Source organism: Nocardia sp. CS682 (assembly GCF_004634405.1).
In the GTDB taxonomy this organism is placed as follows: domain Bacteria; phylum Actinomycetota; class Actinomycetes; order Mycobacteriales; family Mycobacteriaceae; genus Nocardia; species Nocardia ninae.
This window is the reverse complement of the sequence record NZ_CP029710.1, coordinates 8,378,495-8,395,127: the sequence shown is the minus strand read 5'-3', so window position 1 is coordinate 8,395,127 and position 16,633 is coordinate 8,378,495. Positions and strand designations below refer to the sequence as shown.

The 16,633-nt window shown below is 67.2% G+C and carries 17 protein-coding genes; 13 read left to right on the top strand and 4 right to left on the bottom strand.

The genetic code is table 11. The features are described from left to right. Positions 1-183 precede the first annotated feature (183 nt). From DMB37_RS37955 to DMB37_RS37945, 3 genes are read left to right on the top strand one after another with little or no spacing between them, the layout of a single operon-like run. Positions 184-651 carry a MarR family winged helix-turn-helix transcriptional regulator gene (locus DMB37_RS37955; protein ID WP_135236838.1) on the top strand — a complete coding sequence of 156 codons (468 nt, stop codon included), beginning with the start codon at positions 184-186 and terminating at the stop codon, positions 649-651. 2 nt (positions 652-653) lie between these two features. After that, the gene (locus DMB37_RS37950) at positions 654-1,076 is read left to right on the top strand and encodes an organic hydroperoxide resistance protein (RefSeq protein WP_135236837.1); all 423 of its coding nucleotides are present in this window, start codon (positions 654-656) and stop codon (positions 1,074-1,076) included. A 15-nt stretch (positions 1,077-1,091) separates the two neighbouring features. Then, positions 1,092-2,075 (top strand): zinc-binding dehydrogenase, encoded by a 984-nt coding sequence (locus tag DMB37_RS37945; RefSeq protein ID WP_135236836.1) that lies wholly within the window; start codon positions 1,092-1,094, stop codon positions 2,073-2,075. Positions 2,076-2,077: 2 nt separating this feature from the next. Here DMB37_RS37945 and DMB37_RS37940 read toward each other — a convergent pair whose 3' ends face one another. The 3 genes from DMB37_RS37940 to DMB37_RS37930 all read right to left on the bottom strand — a co-directional run bounded on the left by DMB37_RS37940 (position 2,078) and on the right by DMB37_RS37930 (position 5,476). After that, the gene (locus DMB37_RS37940; protein ID WP_135236835.1) at positions 2,078-3,631 is read right to left on the bottom strand and encodes an NAD(P)/FAD-dependent oxidoreductase; all 1,554 of its coding nucleotides are present in this window, start codon (positions 3,629-3,631) and stop codon (positions 2,078-2,080) included. 123 nt (positions 3,632-3,754) lie between these two features. Further along, complete coding sequence (locus DMB37_RS37935; RefSeq protein ID WP_135236834.1) at positions 3,755-4,462, bottom strand: hypothetical protein; 708 nt, start codon at positions 4,460-4,462, stop codon at positions 3,755-3,757. 81 nt (positions 4,463-4,543) lie between these two features. Beyond that, positions 4,544-5,476: a PDR/VanB family oxidoreductase gene (locus DMB37_RS37930; RefSeq protein ID WP_135236833.1), complete on the bottom strand. Its 933-nt coding sequence runs from the start codon at positions 5,474-5,476 to the stop codon at positions 4,544-4,546. Between the two features lie 145 nt (positions 5,477-5,621). Here DMB37_RS37930 and DMB37_RS37925 point away from each other — a divergent pair, with 145 nt between their 5' ends. The 10 genes from DMB37_RS37925 (at position 5,622) to DMB37_RS37880 (ending at position 15,527) form a co-directional block, all read left to right on the top strand. After that, a complete protein-coding gene (locus DMB37_RS37925) occupies positions 5,622-6,779 on the top strand; it encodes an acyl-CoA dehydrogenase family protein (protein ID WP_135236832.1) in 1,158 nt (385 codons plus the stop codon). 53 nt (positions 6,780-6,832) lie between these two features. Further along, positions 6,833-7,357: a YiiD C-terminal domain-containing protein gene (locus DMB37_RS37920; protein ID WP_135236831.1), complete on the top strand. Its 525-nt coding sequence runs from the start codon at positions 6,833-6,835 to the stop codon at positions 7,355-7,357. Continuing rightward, on the top strand, positions 7,354-8,244 hold the full coding sequence (locus tag DMB37_RS37915; RefSeq protein WP_135236830.1) for an alpha/beta fold hydrolase: 891 nt from the start codon (positions 7,354-7,356) through the stop codon (positions 8,242-8,244). Before DMB37_RS37920 ends, DMB37_RS37915 begins: the two co-directional genes overlap by 4 nt. A gap of 9 nt (positions 8,245-8,253) precedes the next feature. Next, positions 8,254-9,387, top strand: coding sequence for an ABC transporter ATP-binding protein (locus tag DMB37_RS37910; protein WP_135236829.1), 1,134 nt, complete (start codon positions 8,254-8,256; stop codon positions 9,385-9,387). Between the two features lie 45 nt (positions 9,388-9,432). Continuing rightward, complete coding sequence (locus DMB37_RS37905) at positions 9,433-10,806, top strand: ABC transporter substrate-binding protein (protein WP_135236828.1); 1,374 nt, start codon at positions 9,433-9,435, stop codon at positions 10,804-10,806. Next, positions 10,803-11,666: a metallophosphoesterase gene (locus tag DMB37_RS37900; protein WP_135236827.1), complete on the top strand. Its 864-nt coding sequence runs from the start codon at positions 10,803-10,805 to the stop codon at positions 11,664-11,666. Before DMB37_RS37905 ends, DMB37_RS37900 begins: the two co-directional genes overlap by 4 nt. Positions 11,667-11,670: 4 nt before the next feature. Then, entirely contained in the window at positions 11,671-12,630 is a 960-nt protein-coding gene (locus tag DMB37_RS37895) for a carbohydrate ABC transporter permease (RefSeq protein WP_135236826.1), read from the top strand. Further along, entirely contained in the window at positions 12,620-13,432 is an 813-nt protein-coding gene (locus DMB37_RS37890) for a carbohydrate ABC transporter permease (protein WP_135236825.1), read from the top strand. Before DMB37_RS37895 ends, DMB37_RS37890 begins: the two co-directional genes overlap by 11 nt. A 209-nt stretch (positions 13,433-13,641) precedes the next feature. After that, entirely contained in the window at positions 13,642-14,814 is a 1,173-nt protein-coding gene (locus DMB37_RS37885) for a lipase family protein (protein ID WP_135236824.1), read from the top strand. Further along, on the top strand, positions 14,811-15,527 hold the full coding sequence (locus tag DMB37_RS37880) for a DUF998 domain-containing protein (RefSeq protein WP_135236823.1): 717 nt from the start codon (positions 14,811-14,813) through the stop codon (positions 15,525-15,527). Before DMB37_RS37885 ends, DMB37_RS37880 begins: the two co-directional genes overlap by 4 nt. Before the next feature lie 63 nt (positions 15,528-15,590). Here the strand turns inward: DMB37_RS37880 and DMB37_RS37875 are convergent, their stop codons facing one another. Continuing rightward, positions 15,591-16,595: an acyl-ACP desaturase gene (locus tag DMB37_RS37875; protein ID WP_135236822.1), complete on the bottom strand. Its 1,005-nt coding sequence runs from the start codon at positions 16,593-16,595 to the stop codon at positions 15,591-15,593. Between the last annotated feature and the right edge of the window lie 38 nt (positions 16,596-16,633).

Sequence of the window (16,633 nt, the reverse complement as noted above, 5' to 3'; positions counted from 1 at the left end):
TTACGACATAAACACCGAAGAGTCAGATTGGACACGAGTTGCGCGTTCCGCCGAACGCGCGGAGGGCGCTTCTCGCCAGCCCAGTGGGCTCCGACACTCTACATCTTTCAGCGTTCCCGTCGGTGACCGGGAACACAGTGAGGTCGGTTGTGCACAATATAATTGTGGACTACGTTATTGGACATGACCGATCATCTGACCCTCGATGAGCAGATCTGCTTCCCGCTGTACGCGGCATCCCGGGCGATGACGGCGGTCTACCGGCCGAAGCTGGAACGACTCGGGCTGACCTACCCGCAGTACCTGGTGATGCTCGCCCTGTGGGAACGAGACGGGCGTAGCGTCGGCGAGGTGTGCCAGGCGCTCGCGTTGGACTCCGGCACGCTGTCTCCGCTACTCAAGCGGCTGGAGGCTGCGGGCCTGGTGCAGCGAAGGCGCTCAGCCGCCGATGAACGTCGCGTCGATATCCAGCTCACCGAACGCGGGCGCGAGCTGCGGGCCCAGGCCCGCGACATACCGGCCGAAATGGCTGCGGCCTGCGGCCTATCCATGGACGAGTTCCTGGCGCTGCGCGAAACCCTGCGCAGGCTCACCGCCGCGCTGGCGGCCGCCGGGAACGAACTGCCTGCTTCATCGAACAAAGGAGAATAGACATGCAGATCCTCTACACCGCGGAAGCACTGGCGACCGGCGACGGCCGCAACGGCCACGCCCGCACCACCGACGGCAAGGTCGACGTTGACCTCGCCGCGCCCAAGGAAATGGGCGGCAGCGGCCAGGGCACCAACCCCGAGCAGCTGTTCGCGGCGGGTTACGCGGCCTGCTTCCACTCGGCGCTGCGGCTGGTCGGCAAGCAGGCCAAGGCGAACATCGACGACTCCGCCGTCGGCGCCAAGGTCGGCATCGGGCCGAACGACGCGGGCGGGTTCGCGCTCGCGGTCACCCTCGAGGTGTCGCTGCCGCATCTGTCCCGCGAGGAAGCCCAAGCCCTCGCCGACAAGGCACACCAGGTGTGCCCGTACTCCAACGCCACCCGCGGCAACATCGACGTCAACGTCGTTGTCGCCGAAGACTGAACGAAGGAGCAGAGCATGCGTGCGGTAGTCATCGAAAGTTTCGGCGAGCCCAAAGACGTACTGACCACGGCGGAACGGCCGCTGCCCGAACCCGGCGAGGGTGAGGTACGGCTCGAGCTGGTCCTCGCGCCCATCCACAATCACGACCTCGCAATCGTGCGCGGGGTGTACGGCTACAAGCCGCCGCTGCCTGCCATCCCGGGGACCGAAGGGGTCGGCCGGGTCGACGCGCTCGGTGCCGGCGTGACCGGATTGACTGTCGGGCAACGGGTTACCGTGTCCGGCGCGCAGAACGTCTGGGCCGACTACTTCGTCGTCAAGGCCGGTCAGGTGGTGCCGGTGCCGGATGCGGTGTCCGACGAGACCGCCGCTCAGCTGCTTGCCATGCCGCTCAGTGCGCTGATGCTACTGGAGGATCTCGAGGTGGCCGTGGGCGATTGGATCGCGATCAACGCCGCGAACGGCGCGGTCGGGCGGCTGGTCAATGTGCTTGCGCGGCAACGCGGTATCAACGTGCTCAACCTGGTGCGCGGGCCGAAATCGGTGGATGCCTTGCGCTCGGCAGGCTTCGAGCCGGTCTTCGACACGGAGGCCGAGGGCTGGCGGGACGAGGCCGTTGCCGCAACCTCCGGCGCGCCGATCGTGCGTGCGGTCGATCAGGTCGGTGGGCGGGCGGCCAGCGATGCGATGGCCTTGCTGGCGCCCAAGGGGCAGCTGATCTCGTTCGGTGCGCTGTCCGGTCAGCCGTTGACGCTCGGCCCCGGCGAACTCATCTTCAAGCAGATTGTGGTCAAGGGCTTCTGGGGTTCCAAGCGGATCGAGGAGACCTCTGCCGAGGACCGCAGGCGGTTGATCGGCGAACTCGTGTCCGCGGCGGCGCAGGGGGTGCTCCGGCTCGATGTCGAAGCCACTTACGCGCTGGACTCGGCGGCCGACGCGGCCGTGGCCACCGAGAGCCCGGGACGCAGCGCGAAGATCGCGCTGGCCCCGAAGGTCTGACGCTACGGGTGCGGTTCGAGGACGGCCATGGCGGCATTGTGACCGGGGATGCCGCTGACACCGCCGCCTCGGACCGCGCCCGCGCCGCACAGGAACACATTGGGGTGTCCGGTCGAGACACCCCACCGCACGGCGGGATCGGTAGCGTCGTCATCGGCGCGGTAGGGGAAAGCCAAGTCGCGGTGGAAGATATGGCCGCCGGGTAGACCTACCTCCTGCTCGAGGTCGAGTGGGGTCTTCGCCTCGACGCACGGTGCACCGTGCTCGTCCACGGCCAGACATTCGCCGATCGGCTCGGCGAGCACCGAATCCAGCTGGGCGATGGTCGCTTTCACCAGTTCGGCCTTCACACCCGCTGGATCCTTGGCGAAAAGCTTTGCCGGTGTGTGCAATCCGAACAGGGTGAGGGTATGGGCGCCCTGCGCGGCCAGCTCCGGTGACAGGATCGACGGGTCGGTCAGTGTGTGACAGTAGATCTCCGACGGTGGCGCGGACGGAATCCGGCCGATCGCGGCCTCGCCGTAGGCCCGGTCCAGCTGCGCATAGGACTCGCCGATGTGAAAGGTCCCGGCGAACGCTTCCCTCGGATCCACCGAACTATCCCGCAGCCGGGGCAGTCTCGTGAGCAGCATGTTGATCTTCAATTGCGCGCCTTCGGGTTTCGGCTCCGCTGGCGTGCCGAGCAGCCGGGCGAGTTCGTGCGGTGCGGCGTTCACCAGCACGTGCCCCGCGCCGACCACCCCGTCCGGATAGCTCACTTCAGCCGCGCGGCCGTCGGTTTCGATCCCGGTGACCGGGCAGTCGGTGACAATTTCCGCGCCCGCGGCGCGGGCCGCGTCGGCGAGCGCATCGGTGAGTGCGCCCATGCCACCCACCGGCACATCCCAGTCCCCCGTGCCGTTACCGATCACGTGATACAGGAAGCAGCGATTCTGGCGCAGCGTCGGATCGTGCGCCTGGGTGAACGTGCCGATCAACGCGTCGGTGAGCACGACACCGCGCACCGTGTCATCGACGAACTCCGACTCGATGAGCTCCCCCAGCGGCCGTTCGAACAACGCGGCCCAGGCGAATTCGTCGTCGACCACTCGACGCAGCTCTGCGCGCGACGGCAGCGGTCGCGTCAACGTGGGAAACACTCGCTCTGCCAGCCGTCCCGTCCTCGCGTAAAACCGCTGCCACGCAACGAAATCCTGATCCGAACCGGTGAGCCGCACAAAACTCTCGCGCGTACGCTCCGCCGACCCGGTATCCACGAGCAACCCACCCGCCCCCACCGGCGTGTACGACGAGATCCGCCGCCGCCGCGTCACGAAGGCCAACCCCAGCTCATCGATGATCTGCCGCGGCAACAAACTCACCAGGTACGAATACCGGGACAACCGCGCGTCCACCCCATCAAACACCGCAGCCGACACCGCGGCACCCCCCGTACGCGCCTGCCGCTCCAGCACCAGCACCGACCGCCCGGCCCGCCCCAGATACGCGGCAGCCACCAACCCATTGTGACCACCACCCACAACCACCACGTCATACGACGACCGAGTCGGCTTCATCCGTCCTCGATAGCACGAATCCCGCCGATCGACACCCGCAACACCGCGAAACCCCGCCCGGTCACCAAGGACCGGGCGGGGTCGAGTGTCCCCGGCGAACGCCGCGGGGATCTACCGAATTACCTACTTGGCCGGAGCCGGCGGCGGCATCGGCGGCTGATTGATCGTGGCGAAGTACTGGATCGCCGCACCGATCGCGACCGGGGCGGTCACCAGGATCTGGCCCGCGACAGTGCCTAGCGCACCGACGGCGATGATGCCGCCGAGGCAGCCGATGGCAGCAGCCGGGATGAACGGGCCGAACAGGCCGATGATGGTGGCCGAGGCCGCAGCAGCACCGAGGATGCCGCCGAGCACACAACCGACCGCCGCGCCGCCCAGGCCACCGACCAGGGTGCCGATGGTCGCACCCATCGAGATGGTGCTGGTCATCCGGCTCCAGGCCGCCTGCTCACGGTCGTAGTCGGTCTTCCACGGCGCCTTGTCCTCGAACGGCAGCGCGACCGGCTTGTAGGTCGCCTTGTCCATCTCGAACTGCGGGGTCAGCGTCGCGGTGCGATCGGAGATGTTCGCCGCGATCGGGAACTCGAACTCGTCGACCCGGAACTTCAGCGGGGTGCCCGCGACCACGTCGCCGTTGGCGGCCTTGATCTTGAACACGCCGTCCTCGACGACCATCGAGCCGGCATCGGTCTTGATGATGGAGGTCTGGTTCACCGCCTCAGCGGTGAAGTTGATCGCCTCGTCTTCAGCGGGCTGTGCGGCGGCAGTGCCGGTGGCAATGCCGACTGCGGCAGCCACACCCGCGGCCACCGCAACAATTTTCCTCATCGATACTTTCTCTCTTTTCGAATTTTCGGGGGACGGACGCGCGGTGCGCGCCCCATACCGGCCGCGGACCGCGGCGGCAGGTCAGAGGTCTAGGACGAGCACGTCCGACCTCGCACGCGAGACACACAGCATCATGGTGTCGCCGCGGCCCTGCTCCGCAGCGGTGAGTAGCGAATCTCGGTGGTCGATATCGCCTGCGAGAACGGCTGTTTCGCAGGTGCCGCAGGTACCTTCGCGGCAGGAGGTGACGATGCCGATGCCGGCGCGCTCCAGTACGTCGGCGATGGACTGGTTCGCGCCGACTCGGAAAGTTCTTCCGCTGCTTGCCAATCGGATCTCGAAGGTCTCGTTCGGCGCGAATTCCATCGGGCGCGGGACGAACCGTTCCAGGTGCACCGGCATCCCGCGGCGCGCTCCCTCGGCTTCCACCGCGGCGAGCAAAGGCTCGGGGCCGCAGCAATAGACGGTGGCGTTGCTGTGCTCGGCCAGGATGTCGGCGATGGGCAGTAGGCCGTGCTCGTCTTGTGGTAGCAGCCGCGCGGACGGATAGGTGTTCGTGAGCTCGTCGGCGAAGGCCATGTGGCCGCGGGACCGGCCGCCGTAGTACAGCGACCAGCGCGCGCCTGCGGCCTCGGCGGCGGCCACCATCGGCATGATGGGGGTAATTCCGATGCCGCCCGCGAGGAACACGTAACTCTCGCGCTCAACGAGCTCGAAATTGTTGCGCGGCATCGACACTCGCAGCACAGTACCTGGTAGCGCGGTACTCTGCAGATGTTGCGAGCCGCCGCGCCCGGCCTGCTCGTGCAACACCGCGATGCGCCAACGATCAGTCACCGCCGGGTGACCACACAGCGAATATTGCCGGACACCCGCGGCCCCTACTTCCACATCGATATGCGCACCGGGCGTCCAGCTCGGCAACTCGCCGCCGTCGGGTGCGACCAATTCGAGTGAGAACACTCCCTCAGCCTCGTCACCGCGCGCCGACACCTGTACCGGAAACTCTGTCATCTCGTCCCCTCACCTGCGGTCGTCCTCTCGCTCACCGTCTCGGACATCCGCTGGCTACGGGACGGACGAATCAGCAGTCGATTCGCACAATCGACGTTGACTATCGCCGCCGACGCCGCTGGGGCCGCGCCCTGAAACTTGCGCCATGACGACTGTGGGGCAATTGGTGGACAAGACCACCCGGTTCATTCGTGACCAGGTCGTTCCGGTGGAACGCGAGGTCATCGTCGACGGGCGGGTGATGGACGACGCACTGCGCCTCGACCTGCAAAAGAAGGCCAAGGAGGCGGGCGTGTTCGGGCCGCTGTCGGACCCGAAGTACGGCGGGCTGGGCCTGGATACCCGCGCCCAGGCCCAGGTGCTGGAGGCGGCGGGTGCCAGCTTGCTCGGGCCGATCGCGGTGAACGCCTGGGCGCCCGACGACGGCAACATCCATCTGCTCGCCCACATAGCGAATGCCGAGCAACAGGAGCGCTACCTCGCGCCGCTGGCGTCCGGGGAGGTGCGCTCGGCGATCGCGATGACCGAGCCCGCCCCCGGCGCCGGTTCCGACCCCGGCATGTTGCAGACGGTCGCCGAGGAGACCGACGGCGGTTGGGTCATCAACGGCGCCAAGCATTTCACCACCGGCGCACAGGGGGCCGCGTTCACCATCTGCGTCGCGCGCACCGGCGACGGGCCGACGATGTTCCTGGTGGACCAGGACAACCCGGGTCTGCGGATCGGGCGCCGGATGCCGACGCTCGACCACACCAGCGCCCCGGGCGGACACTGTGAGGTCACCTTCGTCGACTGCCTGGTGCCGGACTCCGCGGTGCTCGGCGAGGTCGGCCAGGGACTGGTGCTCGCGCAGGTGCGGCTCGCCCCGTCCCGGCTGGTGTTCTGCATGAACTGGCTCGGGCTCGCGGTGCGCGCGCACCGGCTCGCCATCGAACACATCAGCACCCGAACATCTTTCGGCATCCCGATCGCCGAGCACGGTCTGGCTCAGGGTCTGGTCGCCGACAACGAGATCGACATCGCCGCCGCGCGCGGCGTGATCCGCACCGCCGCGGAGACCATCGACGCACAGGGCCCCACCTCGTCGCAGGCGCGCCACGACGCGTCGATCGCGAAAACCTTCGTCTCCGAGGCGGTCTGGCGGGTGCTCGACCGCGCCGTCCAGCTGCACGGCGGCCTCGGGGTCTGCGAGGACTACCTGGTCGCCCGATTCCTGGTGGAGGCGCGGGCTTTCCGTATCTACGAGGGGCCGTCGGAAGTGCTGCGCTGGTCCATCGCTCGCCGTGCGCTGCGCAATCGCTGACGCCACTGCGCCATCGCTGCAAGACACCGCGTAATCGCTGAAGGGAGAACCGCATGACCACACGAGAGCTCGCCGGCTTCGCCGCCGCCTACCCCGAACTCGACGGTGCCGCCGTCGACTACGAATACCTGCGGGCCGTGTCGCAGGACATGGTGCCGTTCGGCCGCCACGTCGGCACCCGGATCACCGAGATCAGCCCGGAGCGGGCCGTCGTGGAGATCCCCACCGTCGACTCCGTTCGCAATCACATGGGCACCGTGCACGCGGGCGCCCTGTTCACCGCCGCCGATATCGGTGGTGCGGCGGCGTTCGTCGGCGCGGCCGCGCCCCGGCTGTCCACCATCGAGCGCCTGGTGCTGCGGGCAGGCACGGCGTCCTACCGCAAGCCCGCCATCGGCCGGATCCGCGCGATCGCCACCGTCGACCAGCGTGAGCTCGCCGAGGTGCTTGCCGCGACCGCGTCGAATCGGTTCGAGTTGTCCGGCAAGGCCGCACTGGTCGATGACAGCGAGGTGGTCGTCGCGAAGTTCACCTTCGACTACGTCTGCGATGTCACGATCCCGGAGGCCGACCGATGACGACGGCGGCCAAGAAGGGCGCCGAGTTCGCGGCGCTCGAATCGACAACGGTCTCGACCTCCGACGGTGTCACCTTCACCGTCCGTTTCCTGCCTGCCAAGAAGGCCGACGCACCGGTGGTGCTGATCCTGCCCGCCATGGCGATGAAGGCGAAGAACTACCTGCTGCTGGCGAAAGAGCTCAATGCCCAGGGGCTTTCGGTCGCCACCTGCGACCTGCGGGCACACGGTGAGGCACAGCCCGAACTCGGGCTGCATCGCGACTTCGGTTATCGGGAGATGCTGGAGATCGATATGCCCGCGATCGTGGCCGCGGTGCGGCAGCGTTTTCCGGACGCGCCGATCCACCTGTTCGGCCACAGCCTCGGCGGGCAGGTGGCCTTGCTGTTCGCCGCCGCTGAACCCGAGAGCGTCGCCGGGGTGACCGTCATCGGCACCGGCACCGTGTTCTGGTGGGCGTTCGGCCCGCGGCGCTGGTTCGAGGCGCTGAGTCAGATCCAGTGGATCGGGCTGGTTTCGCGCTGGAAGGGCCACTGGCCGGGCGGTGTGCTGATCCCCGCGCCCATGCCGGGCGGCGTGATGCGCGACTGGGCGATGCACTCGCTGACCAGCTTCTACCGGCCGAAAGGTACGGCGCGCAAGTACAACTCGCTGCTGCGCGACATGACGGCGCCGGTATTGGTCATCTCGCTGTCCGAGGACGTGCTCGGCCCGAAGTCCAATGTCGACTTCCTGGTCTCCCGGATGCCGAACGCCCGCGTCACCCAGTGGCACATCGACGAGGACTCGCCGGTCGCGCATCGCGACCACTTCACCTGGGTCAAGGATTCCCCGGCGATCGCGGCCCGGGTCGCGACCTGGATTGTCGCCGGCGAACTGCCCGGCTGAGGAGAACTGGTGGCAAGACTGCGAATTGACAAGGTGTCGAAACAATTCGGCGCCACCTACGCGGTGCGTGAGGTGAGCCTCGACATCGCCGACGGCGAGTTTCTGGTGCTGCTCGGGCCGAGTGGGTGCGGCAAGTCCACGCTGCTGCGGATGATCGCGGGCCTGGAGGAGCCGACCGACGGCCTGATCCTGTTGGACGACACCGACATCACCCACCGCGCGCCGCAGCAGCGCGATCTGGCGATGGTGTTCCAGAGCTACGCGCTCTACCCGCATCTGACGGTCGCCAAGAACATCGGCTTTCCACTGCGCGCCAGGCACACTTCGCGCTCGAAGATCACCGAGCGGGTGGCCGAGGTGGCCGCCGTGCTCGGGCTCGACGAGTTGCTGCGCCGCAAGCCCGCCGCGCTCTCGGGTGGCCAGCGACAGCGAGTCGCGTTGGCCCGCGCGATGGTTCGCGATCCCGGTGCGTTCCTGATGGACGAGCCGCTGTCGAACCTGGACGCCAAACTCCGCAGTGCGACCCGCGCGGAGCTGATCGCGCTGCACCGCAGGCTGGGGGCGACGTTCCTGTACGTCACCCACGATCAGGTCGAGGCGATGACCATGGCCGACCGGATCGCGTTGCTCAACGCGGGGCAGGTGGAGCAGGTCGGCACGCCGACCGAGCTGTACGACCGGCCGCGGTCCACCTTCGTCGCCGGGTTTCTCGGCGCCCCGCCGATGAACCTGTTCCCCGGGGCGGTCACCGAACGAGACGGCCGGCTGTTCCTGGTGACCGAGGGCATTGACGTCGAATTGGCTATCACCGCTGCCGGTTTCGGGGCGAACCTCGAGGTGATCGCGGGCATTCGACCCGAGCAGTTGCGCATCGACGCGACCGCCGCACACATCCGCGGCCGGGTCACCATGGTCGAAAACCTGGGCAGCGAGGAACTGATCCACTGCACCACCGGCGACCACACGCTCTGCGTCCGCGCGCCGCGCCCCGCCGACGTTCATGCCGACGACAGCATCGGGCTGCGCGTCGATCCCGCTCACCTCCACCTGTTCGATCCCGCTACCGGCCTGCGCATGACATGGCAAGAGCCGCAGCGTGATTCGGTATCCGACAGCGTCGAGGAACCCGTAGCTGTCGCCTGACTCGTGACAACGCCGTCCGACACCCCCAATAATGAGGAGAACACCGTGAAACGCACCGCGCCCATCTTGGGCATGGTGTTCGCAACCACCGTCGCGCTCAGCGCTTGCGGCGGACTCGGGAGCACCAGCACCGATTCGAACTCCAGCACCGCGCAGATCCCGGACCTGACACCGGATCAGCAGGTGTCCATCGTGTTCGAGTCCTACAACTACGGGCTCGCGGGCGCGTGGACCGATACCTTCAACACGCTGATCGCCGACTTCGGCAAGAAGTTCCCGAACATCAAGGTGACGGCGCAGAAGCCGCAGGGCAACAGCCCGAACCCGGCCACGGACACGATCTCCAGCATCCAGAACCAAACGGTCGCGGGCGCCCCGCCGGACGTCGCGCAGCTCGGTTTCAGCGACCTGGACTACACCATCCATCAGCTGGGCGCCAAGCCGCTGGACACGCTGGTCTCCCAGCAAGAGGTGCAGCGCAACTTCGACGGGGCCCAGCACCCGTACGCGCCGAAGGCCAGAACCCTCGCGGATTGGGACGGCCATACCTACGGCGTGCCGTTCGTGTTCTCCACCCCGGTGCTGTACTTCAACGCCTCGCTGTTCACCGCGGCCGGGCTCGATCCCGCCAAGCCGCCGAGCACCTGGCAGCAGGTCGCCGAGGCGTCGGCGGCCATTACCGGTAAGACCGGCAAGGGCGGCATCTACGTCGACTGCCTGACCAAGACCGCCAAGGACTGGTGCTTCCAGTCGCTGGTCCGGTCCAATGGCGGTCGGGTGATCTCCGAGGACCGCAAGACGCTGACCTTCGCCGACGCGCCCGTGGTCGAGGTCGCGCGGCAGCAGCAACAGCTCGTCGAGGCGGGCAGCATGCCCAAGCTGAACCAGAAGCAGGGTTACGAGGCGTTCGCGCGCGGCGACATCGGCATGATTCTGGAGACCAGCGCGATCCAGGGCACCTTCACCACCGGCGCCAAGGACAAGTGGGACCTGCGTTCGGCGCCCATGCCGAGCTTCGGGGCCAAGCCGACGGTGCCGACGAATTCCGGGGCCTCCCTGCACATCCTGTCCAACGACCCGGCCAAGCAGCGGGCATCCTGGGAGCTGATCAAGTACCTCACCAGCGAAGCCGCCTACACCAAGATCTCGCAGGGCATCGGCTATCTGCCGCTGCGCACGGGGCTGATGGACGATCCGAACGGGCTGAAGGAGTGGTCGGCGAAGAATCCGCTGCTGGCCCCGAACGTCGCGCAACTGGCGACCATGGAGCCATGGATCTCCATGCCCGGCAACAACTATCTGCAGATCCGCGACGGCATGATGGACGCGGTCGAGGCGATCGTGTTCCAGGGCAAGGAGGCCCAGTCCACCCTGAGCGCCGCCCGTGAGCAGGCCGCCAAACTGCTGCCCGCGTCATGAACCCGCCGGTCACGATCGTCCAGCTCACCGACACCCACATCCGGCCCGCCGGGGAACGGGTGCACGGCAAGGTCGACACCTACGAAAACCTCACGCACGTACTGCAACAGCTGCGGGCCTCACAGCAGCGGATCGACGCGCTGGTGCTCTCGGGTGACCTGACCGACAACGGGTCGCCCGAGGCGTATCGGCGGCTACGCGACGCAGTCGAGCCGGTGGCCGCCGAGCTCGGCGCGCAGACGGTGTACGTGATGGGCAATCACGACGACCGCGCGGCCTTCGGCACCGAACTGCTCGATATCGATTCCGCCACAGCAGATCCCGACTTCACCCACGATCAGGTCACCGACGTCGCGGGGCTGCGGGTGATCGCGCTGGACAGCACCACCCCGCGCCGCCACGACGGACGGCTGGAGCCCGAACAGCTGGACTGGCTGGCCGAGCAGCTGCGGCAGCCCGCGCGGCACGGCACGCTGCTCGTGCTGCACCACCCGCCGATCCCGTCGCCGATCGCAGCCACCGAGTATCTGCGGCTCGAACAGCCGGAACTGCTCGAAGAGGCGCTCGCGGGATCGGATGTGCGGCTGATCATCTGCGGGCACAACCACCTGACCGGTGCGGCCGCGCTCGGCGGCATCCCGGTGTGGATCGGACCGGCGCTGTCGTATCGGATTGATCCGATCGCGCCGATCGGGCGGCACCGCGGACTGCTCGGATTCGGTTACAGCCGTATCGATCTGCTCGGCTCGACCCTGGTCGCCACCGCGATCGAGGCCACCCCGGCCGAAACTCTCTACGACAGAACGGAACAGGACGTGCTCGAACAGCTCGCCGCGTTGGCCGCGGCGGAGGCCGGGTAGGTCGATGTTCGTTCTCGACATCCCCCGCGCCACCGAGGAAGTGGCCGCGCCGGTCGCTGCCCCGGCGCCGCCGCGGCGCCTCGCCCGGTTCCGCCGGGCGGGGCGGTTCGTGGTGCCGTACCTGTATCTGGCGCCCGCGCTGTCCTTGCTCGTCGTCTGGACCTACCGACCGCTGGTGCAGGCGTTCGAGCTGTCCGCCTACTCGTGGAATCTGCTGCCGACCTCGCCGATGAAGCCGGTGGGTACCGCCAATTACGAACGGCTGATGGAACTTCCGGCGTTCTGGAATTCGCTCGGTCGCACCGGTGCGCTGATCGTGGGCATGCTGCCGTTCACCGTGCTGCTTCCGGTGCTGATCGCGCTGGCGAGCCAGCGGGTGCAGGGGCGGGCGCGGACGATCTATCAGGCCTTCATCTTCGTGCCGTTCCTGGTGGCTCCTGTTGCGGCAGCGGCTGTTTGGCGGTGGCTGTTGCATCCCGGCAGCGGGTTCGTCGATCAGCTGCTCGGCTCGGAGCGCAACTGGGTCTACGACGTGAGCACCGCGCACCTGGTGATCATCGGTATCACCGGCTGGCAGTTGCTCGGGTTCTCGGTGCTGGTGGTGTGGGCCGGATTGGCCGGCATCAGTGGCGATTACGACGAGGCGGCGCGGGTGGACGGCGCGAGTCCGGCGCAGATCCGGCGCTGGATCACCCTGCCGCTGCTGTCGCCGACGGTGATGTTCCTGGTCCTGACCAGCGTATTGCTCAGTCCCATCCTGACTTTCCCGCTCATCGACTCGATGACGCAGGGCGGTCCCGCGCAGGCCACCACGAATATCTATTACCTGCTGTGGGACTACGCCTTCCACAGCTTCGACGCCGGGCTCAGCGCGGCGGCTGGTGTGCTGTTGTTCGCCGGATTCGGCGTGATCGCCGGGATCCTGGTGTGGATCTCGGAAAAGGTTGCCTTCCATGATGATTGATCGACTGCGCAGCGCGGGCAGCCATCTGCTGCTCGCGGTGACCGCCGTGGTGTGTATTTTCCCGATCTATTGGCTGTTCGCGACGTCGCTGCGCAGGCCGGAGGACGTCACCTCGCTGTCCCCGATCCCGTGGCCGATCTCGTTCGCCAACTACACCGACGCCGCCGCGAAGGTCGATGTGCTCGGTTTGATCGGCAACACCTTCATCATCGCGGCGCTGTCCGCGGCGGGGCAGCTGCTCGTGGCGCTGCTGGCCTCCTACGCGTTCGCGATGTACACGTTCCCGTTCCAGAAGGTCTTGTATCTCGCGTTCGTCGGCACCTGGCTCGTGCCGTTCCAGGTGACCATGCTGCCGAACTACGTGCTGCTCACTCAGCTGGGCCTGATCAACTCGCTGATCGGCGTAGTGCTGCCGACGCTGTGCTCGGCGCTGGCGGTGCTGCTGCTGCGTCAGCACATGGCGAGTTTTCCCAAGGAGCTCGTCGCCGCAGCCAAGATCGACGGACGCTCGTCCTGGTCCATCCTGTGGACCGTGGTGGTCCCCAATCTGCGGCCCGCGCTGGCGGCGCTCGGCATCCTGCTGTTCATCAATGCGTGGAACGAGTACTTCTGGCCCGCGGTGGTGCTGCGGCAGTCCAACAGCGTGCTCCAGCTCGGGTTGCGTAGCTTCATGGGCACCGAGGGTGATCAGTGGGGACCGATGATGGCGCTGGCGAGCCTGGCCTGTCTGCCCGTGCTGGTGCTGTACCTGTTATTGCAGCGCCACATCGTGAACGCCTTCGTTCGGTCGGGGCTTAAGTAGTTTCAGCTGGTCGGTAACGAATCGATAGGCAAACTGAGATTCCGGTCACTCGGCGGTGCGGAGACCGCGATCACAGGACATCCTGATCTTGCTGGACTGTCACGGCAGGTGCGTCGACCGGCGCCGAGCAGCGCGGGCCCGACGCACGGCGGTGACTATGCGGGGGATCAGAGAACGGTGCGCGGCAGAGTCGAAGGAGCGAATGGAACGTGCGTCCGAAGAGAGCATTGACGTGGGTTTCGCTGGCGGCGGCCGCGGTGCTGGTCGCCGCGAGTTGCGGGTCTTCCTCGGATACCGCGGCCGAAGCGCCACAGCAGCCGGGCACGCTGCTCGCGCAGCGGCCGCTTACCAATGGTGGCCCCAAGATCTCGGCGGCCGCAGAGTCGGCGACCTATTTCCGGTACGTCTCGACCTCTCCGGACAACACACCGATCGAAGTGTCGGGTGCGGTGTACTTACCGAAGGGCACCGCACCGGACGGGGGCTGGCCGCTGGTCGCCTACGGGCACGGCACCTCCGGGGTTGCGACTGGCTGCGCGCCGACCAGTGATCCCGGGCTGTTCGGCAACGACGTCACGGTCGCCAACCTGCTCGACGCCCACAAGGCCGTGGTGATGACCAACTATCAAGGTCTCGACGGCCCCGGTTCGGCGCCGTATCTGCATGCGCAGTCCTCCGGATACGATGTGCTCGACTCGGTCCGGGCCGCGCAGCAGTTGGGCCTGCCGGTGTCCAAAGAGGTTGTGCTCGTCGGGTTGTCCCAGGGTGGGCGGGCCACCGAGTCCGCGGCGGAGACCGCGAAGACCTACGCGCCCGAGCTGAAGATCCTCGGTAATGTGCTGCTGTCCCCCGCCCTGCGCAGCGAACTGGCGCTGGCCGCGCAAACGCAGACGCTCACCATCGGTCAGTATCTGCTGCTGCCCTACCTGGTGGCGGCGGTCCGCTACGACAACCCGGACTACTCGTACGACAAGGTCCTGCACGGACCGCTGCTGTCCGCGGCGCCGCGGCTCGAAGGACTCTGCACCGGGCAGTCCACGCTGAAGGACTTCGCTGTCGGCCAGGCGGCGACACCCGCGGCCGCGCAGTTCGTCGACGATGCGGCTCGGCAGGCGCTCGCCGACTACGAAGCCGCGGGCAACCTGCCCAAGATCGCCACGGACATTCCGACTTTCATCTCGCGCGGCGACAACGATGACCTGGTCAACACCGCGTGGGGTAATCAGGCCGTCGCCGATATGTGCCGGCTCGGCATCAACCTCGTCGACCACGTACTCCCGGGCGGGCACGAGGCTTGGCGGGCCCGCGGCGATCTGGTGACCGCGTGGATCAACGACCGCTTCGCGGGTGCGCCCGTGCCGGCCACCACCTGCCGCGCATGACCGGCCGGTTGAAAGCCGGTGCGGCGCTACTAGTCCTGACCGTCACCTATTACATCGCCCAGCTCGTCGTCGGCAACCGATGGCAGGAACCGCACTCCTACAGCTGGTCGGAGAACATGATCAGCGATCTCGGTGTGCCCGAATGCTTCGGTGACATGGCGCAATACGGCGCCACGACACCCCGCTACATCTGCTCACCGTGGCACACTCTGATGTCCGCGGAGTTCGTGCTGCTCGGCGTGCTGATGCTCGGGGCGGCGCTACTGCTGCTGCCCTTGCTGCCCAAAAGCCCCGCCGGACGGGCGATACCCTACTTGGCCGTGATCAACTGCGTCGGCATCGTCCTGGTCGGAACCTTTCCCGGCAGCGCAGGAGAGGTCCCGGGCGGCAATCAACTCCGGGCGGTCCTCCATCCGGCGGGTGCCTACCTGGAGCTGCTATCCGGGCTCGCGATCATGCTCGTGGTGGCTCGCCTCTACCGAACCTATCGCGCTTACACCGCAGCAACTCTCGCGCTGATCGTCGTCACCGTCTTCGGCATGGTCGCCAGCCTCGCCTCGGACCACCTCGGCCTCGGCGCAGGCACCGCCGAACGCCTCGCCATCGACCCGTTCGTTATCTGGCGAGTCCTCACCGGCGTCGTCCTGATCGTCGCCCTGCCTCGCTTGCAAGGCCCGGGCCAGGCGGTCCAGCCTTCGAGCGCTGCGGCTTGAGGGTGTAGCACTCCACCTGCCACAGGCGCCCGCGCCTGGTCCGCGCACCCGACCGCTGCTGATTCAGCGCAGCGTGGTGGTGAGTGCCGCCGAGTCGCGCTTGCTGGCCTGGCGCGCGGCGATGCGATCGCGGCGCTCCTCGAACTTGAGCATGTCCCGCTCGTACTTCGCGAGGTACTCCGCCAACTTTTCGCGGGTCTGCTCGCCGGCGGCGGTAAAATCGTTGCGCTCGAAGATCTTCCAGATGCGCAGCACCGGCATCACCACGTCCTCGAGGTGCTGGCGCATGTCGTAGATGGCGTGCTTGGCCATCAGCGCGCCATAGCGGCGGAAGTTCGGGTTCTCCGCGCCCGGCATCTGGAAGTTCATCAGCGTCAACGCGATCGCCTCGATCGCCTGATCGGGCGCGAGGTCCAGGGCAGCACCGCACATGTTGCGGTAGAAGATCATGTGCAGGTTCTCGTCGGCGGCGATGCGCTGGAGCATCTTGTCCGCGATCGGGTCGTTGCACACCCGGCCGGTGTTGCGGTGGCTCAGGCGAGTGGCGAGCTCCTGGAAGGTCACGTAGGCCACGCCGAGCAGGAACCCGGCATCGGGGACCTCGCTGGGATCGATAGTGCCGTACTTGGCGACGGCCAGCGGATCGAAACCAGTGGTCATCGCGATCATTCGCGCGTTCTCCAGCTCGACCGGGTCGACGCCGCGGGTGACCACCAGGTAGTCGCGCATCACGATGCCGTGCCGGTTCTCCTCGGCGGTCCAGCGGCCCACCCAGGTGCCCCACGCGCCGTCCTGCGAGAAGTTCTCCGCGATCACCCGGTGGTAAGAGGGCAGGTTGTCCTCGGTGAGCAGGTTGGTGATCATCGCCGCCTTGGCGACCTCGGACAACTGCGACTGGCTGGGGTCCCAGTCGACACCGCCCATGGCGGCGAAGTTACGGCCCTCGTCCCACGGCACGTAGTCGTGCGGGTGCCAGGCCTTCGCCATCGACAGATGTCGATGGACGTTCTCCTCGGCGACGGGCTCGAGCTCCGTGAGCAGCTCGAGCTGGGTGAGATTTCTCCCCATTTGCGTTACCCCTCAGACGTTTTGGCTCACCTGGCGCT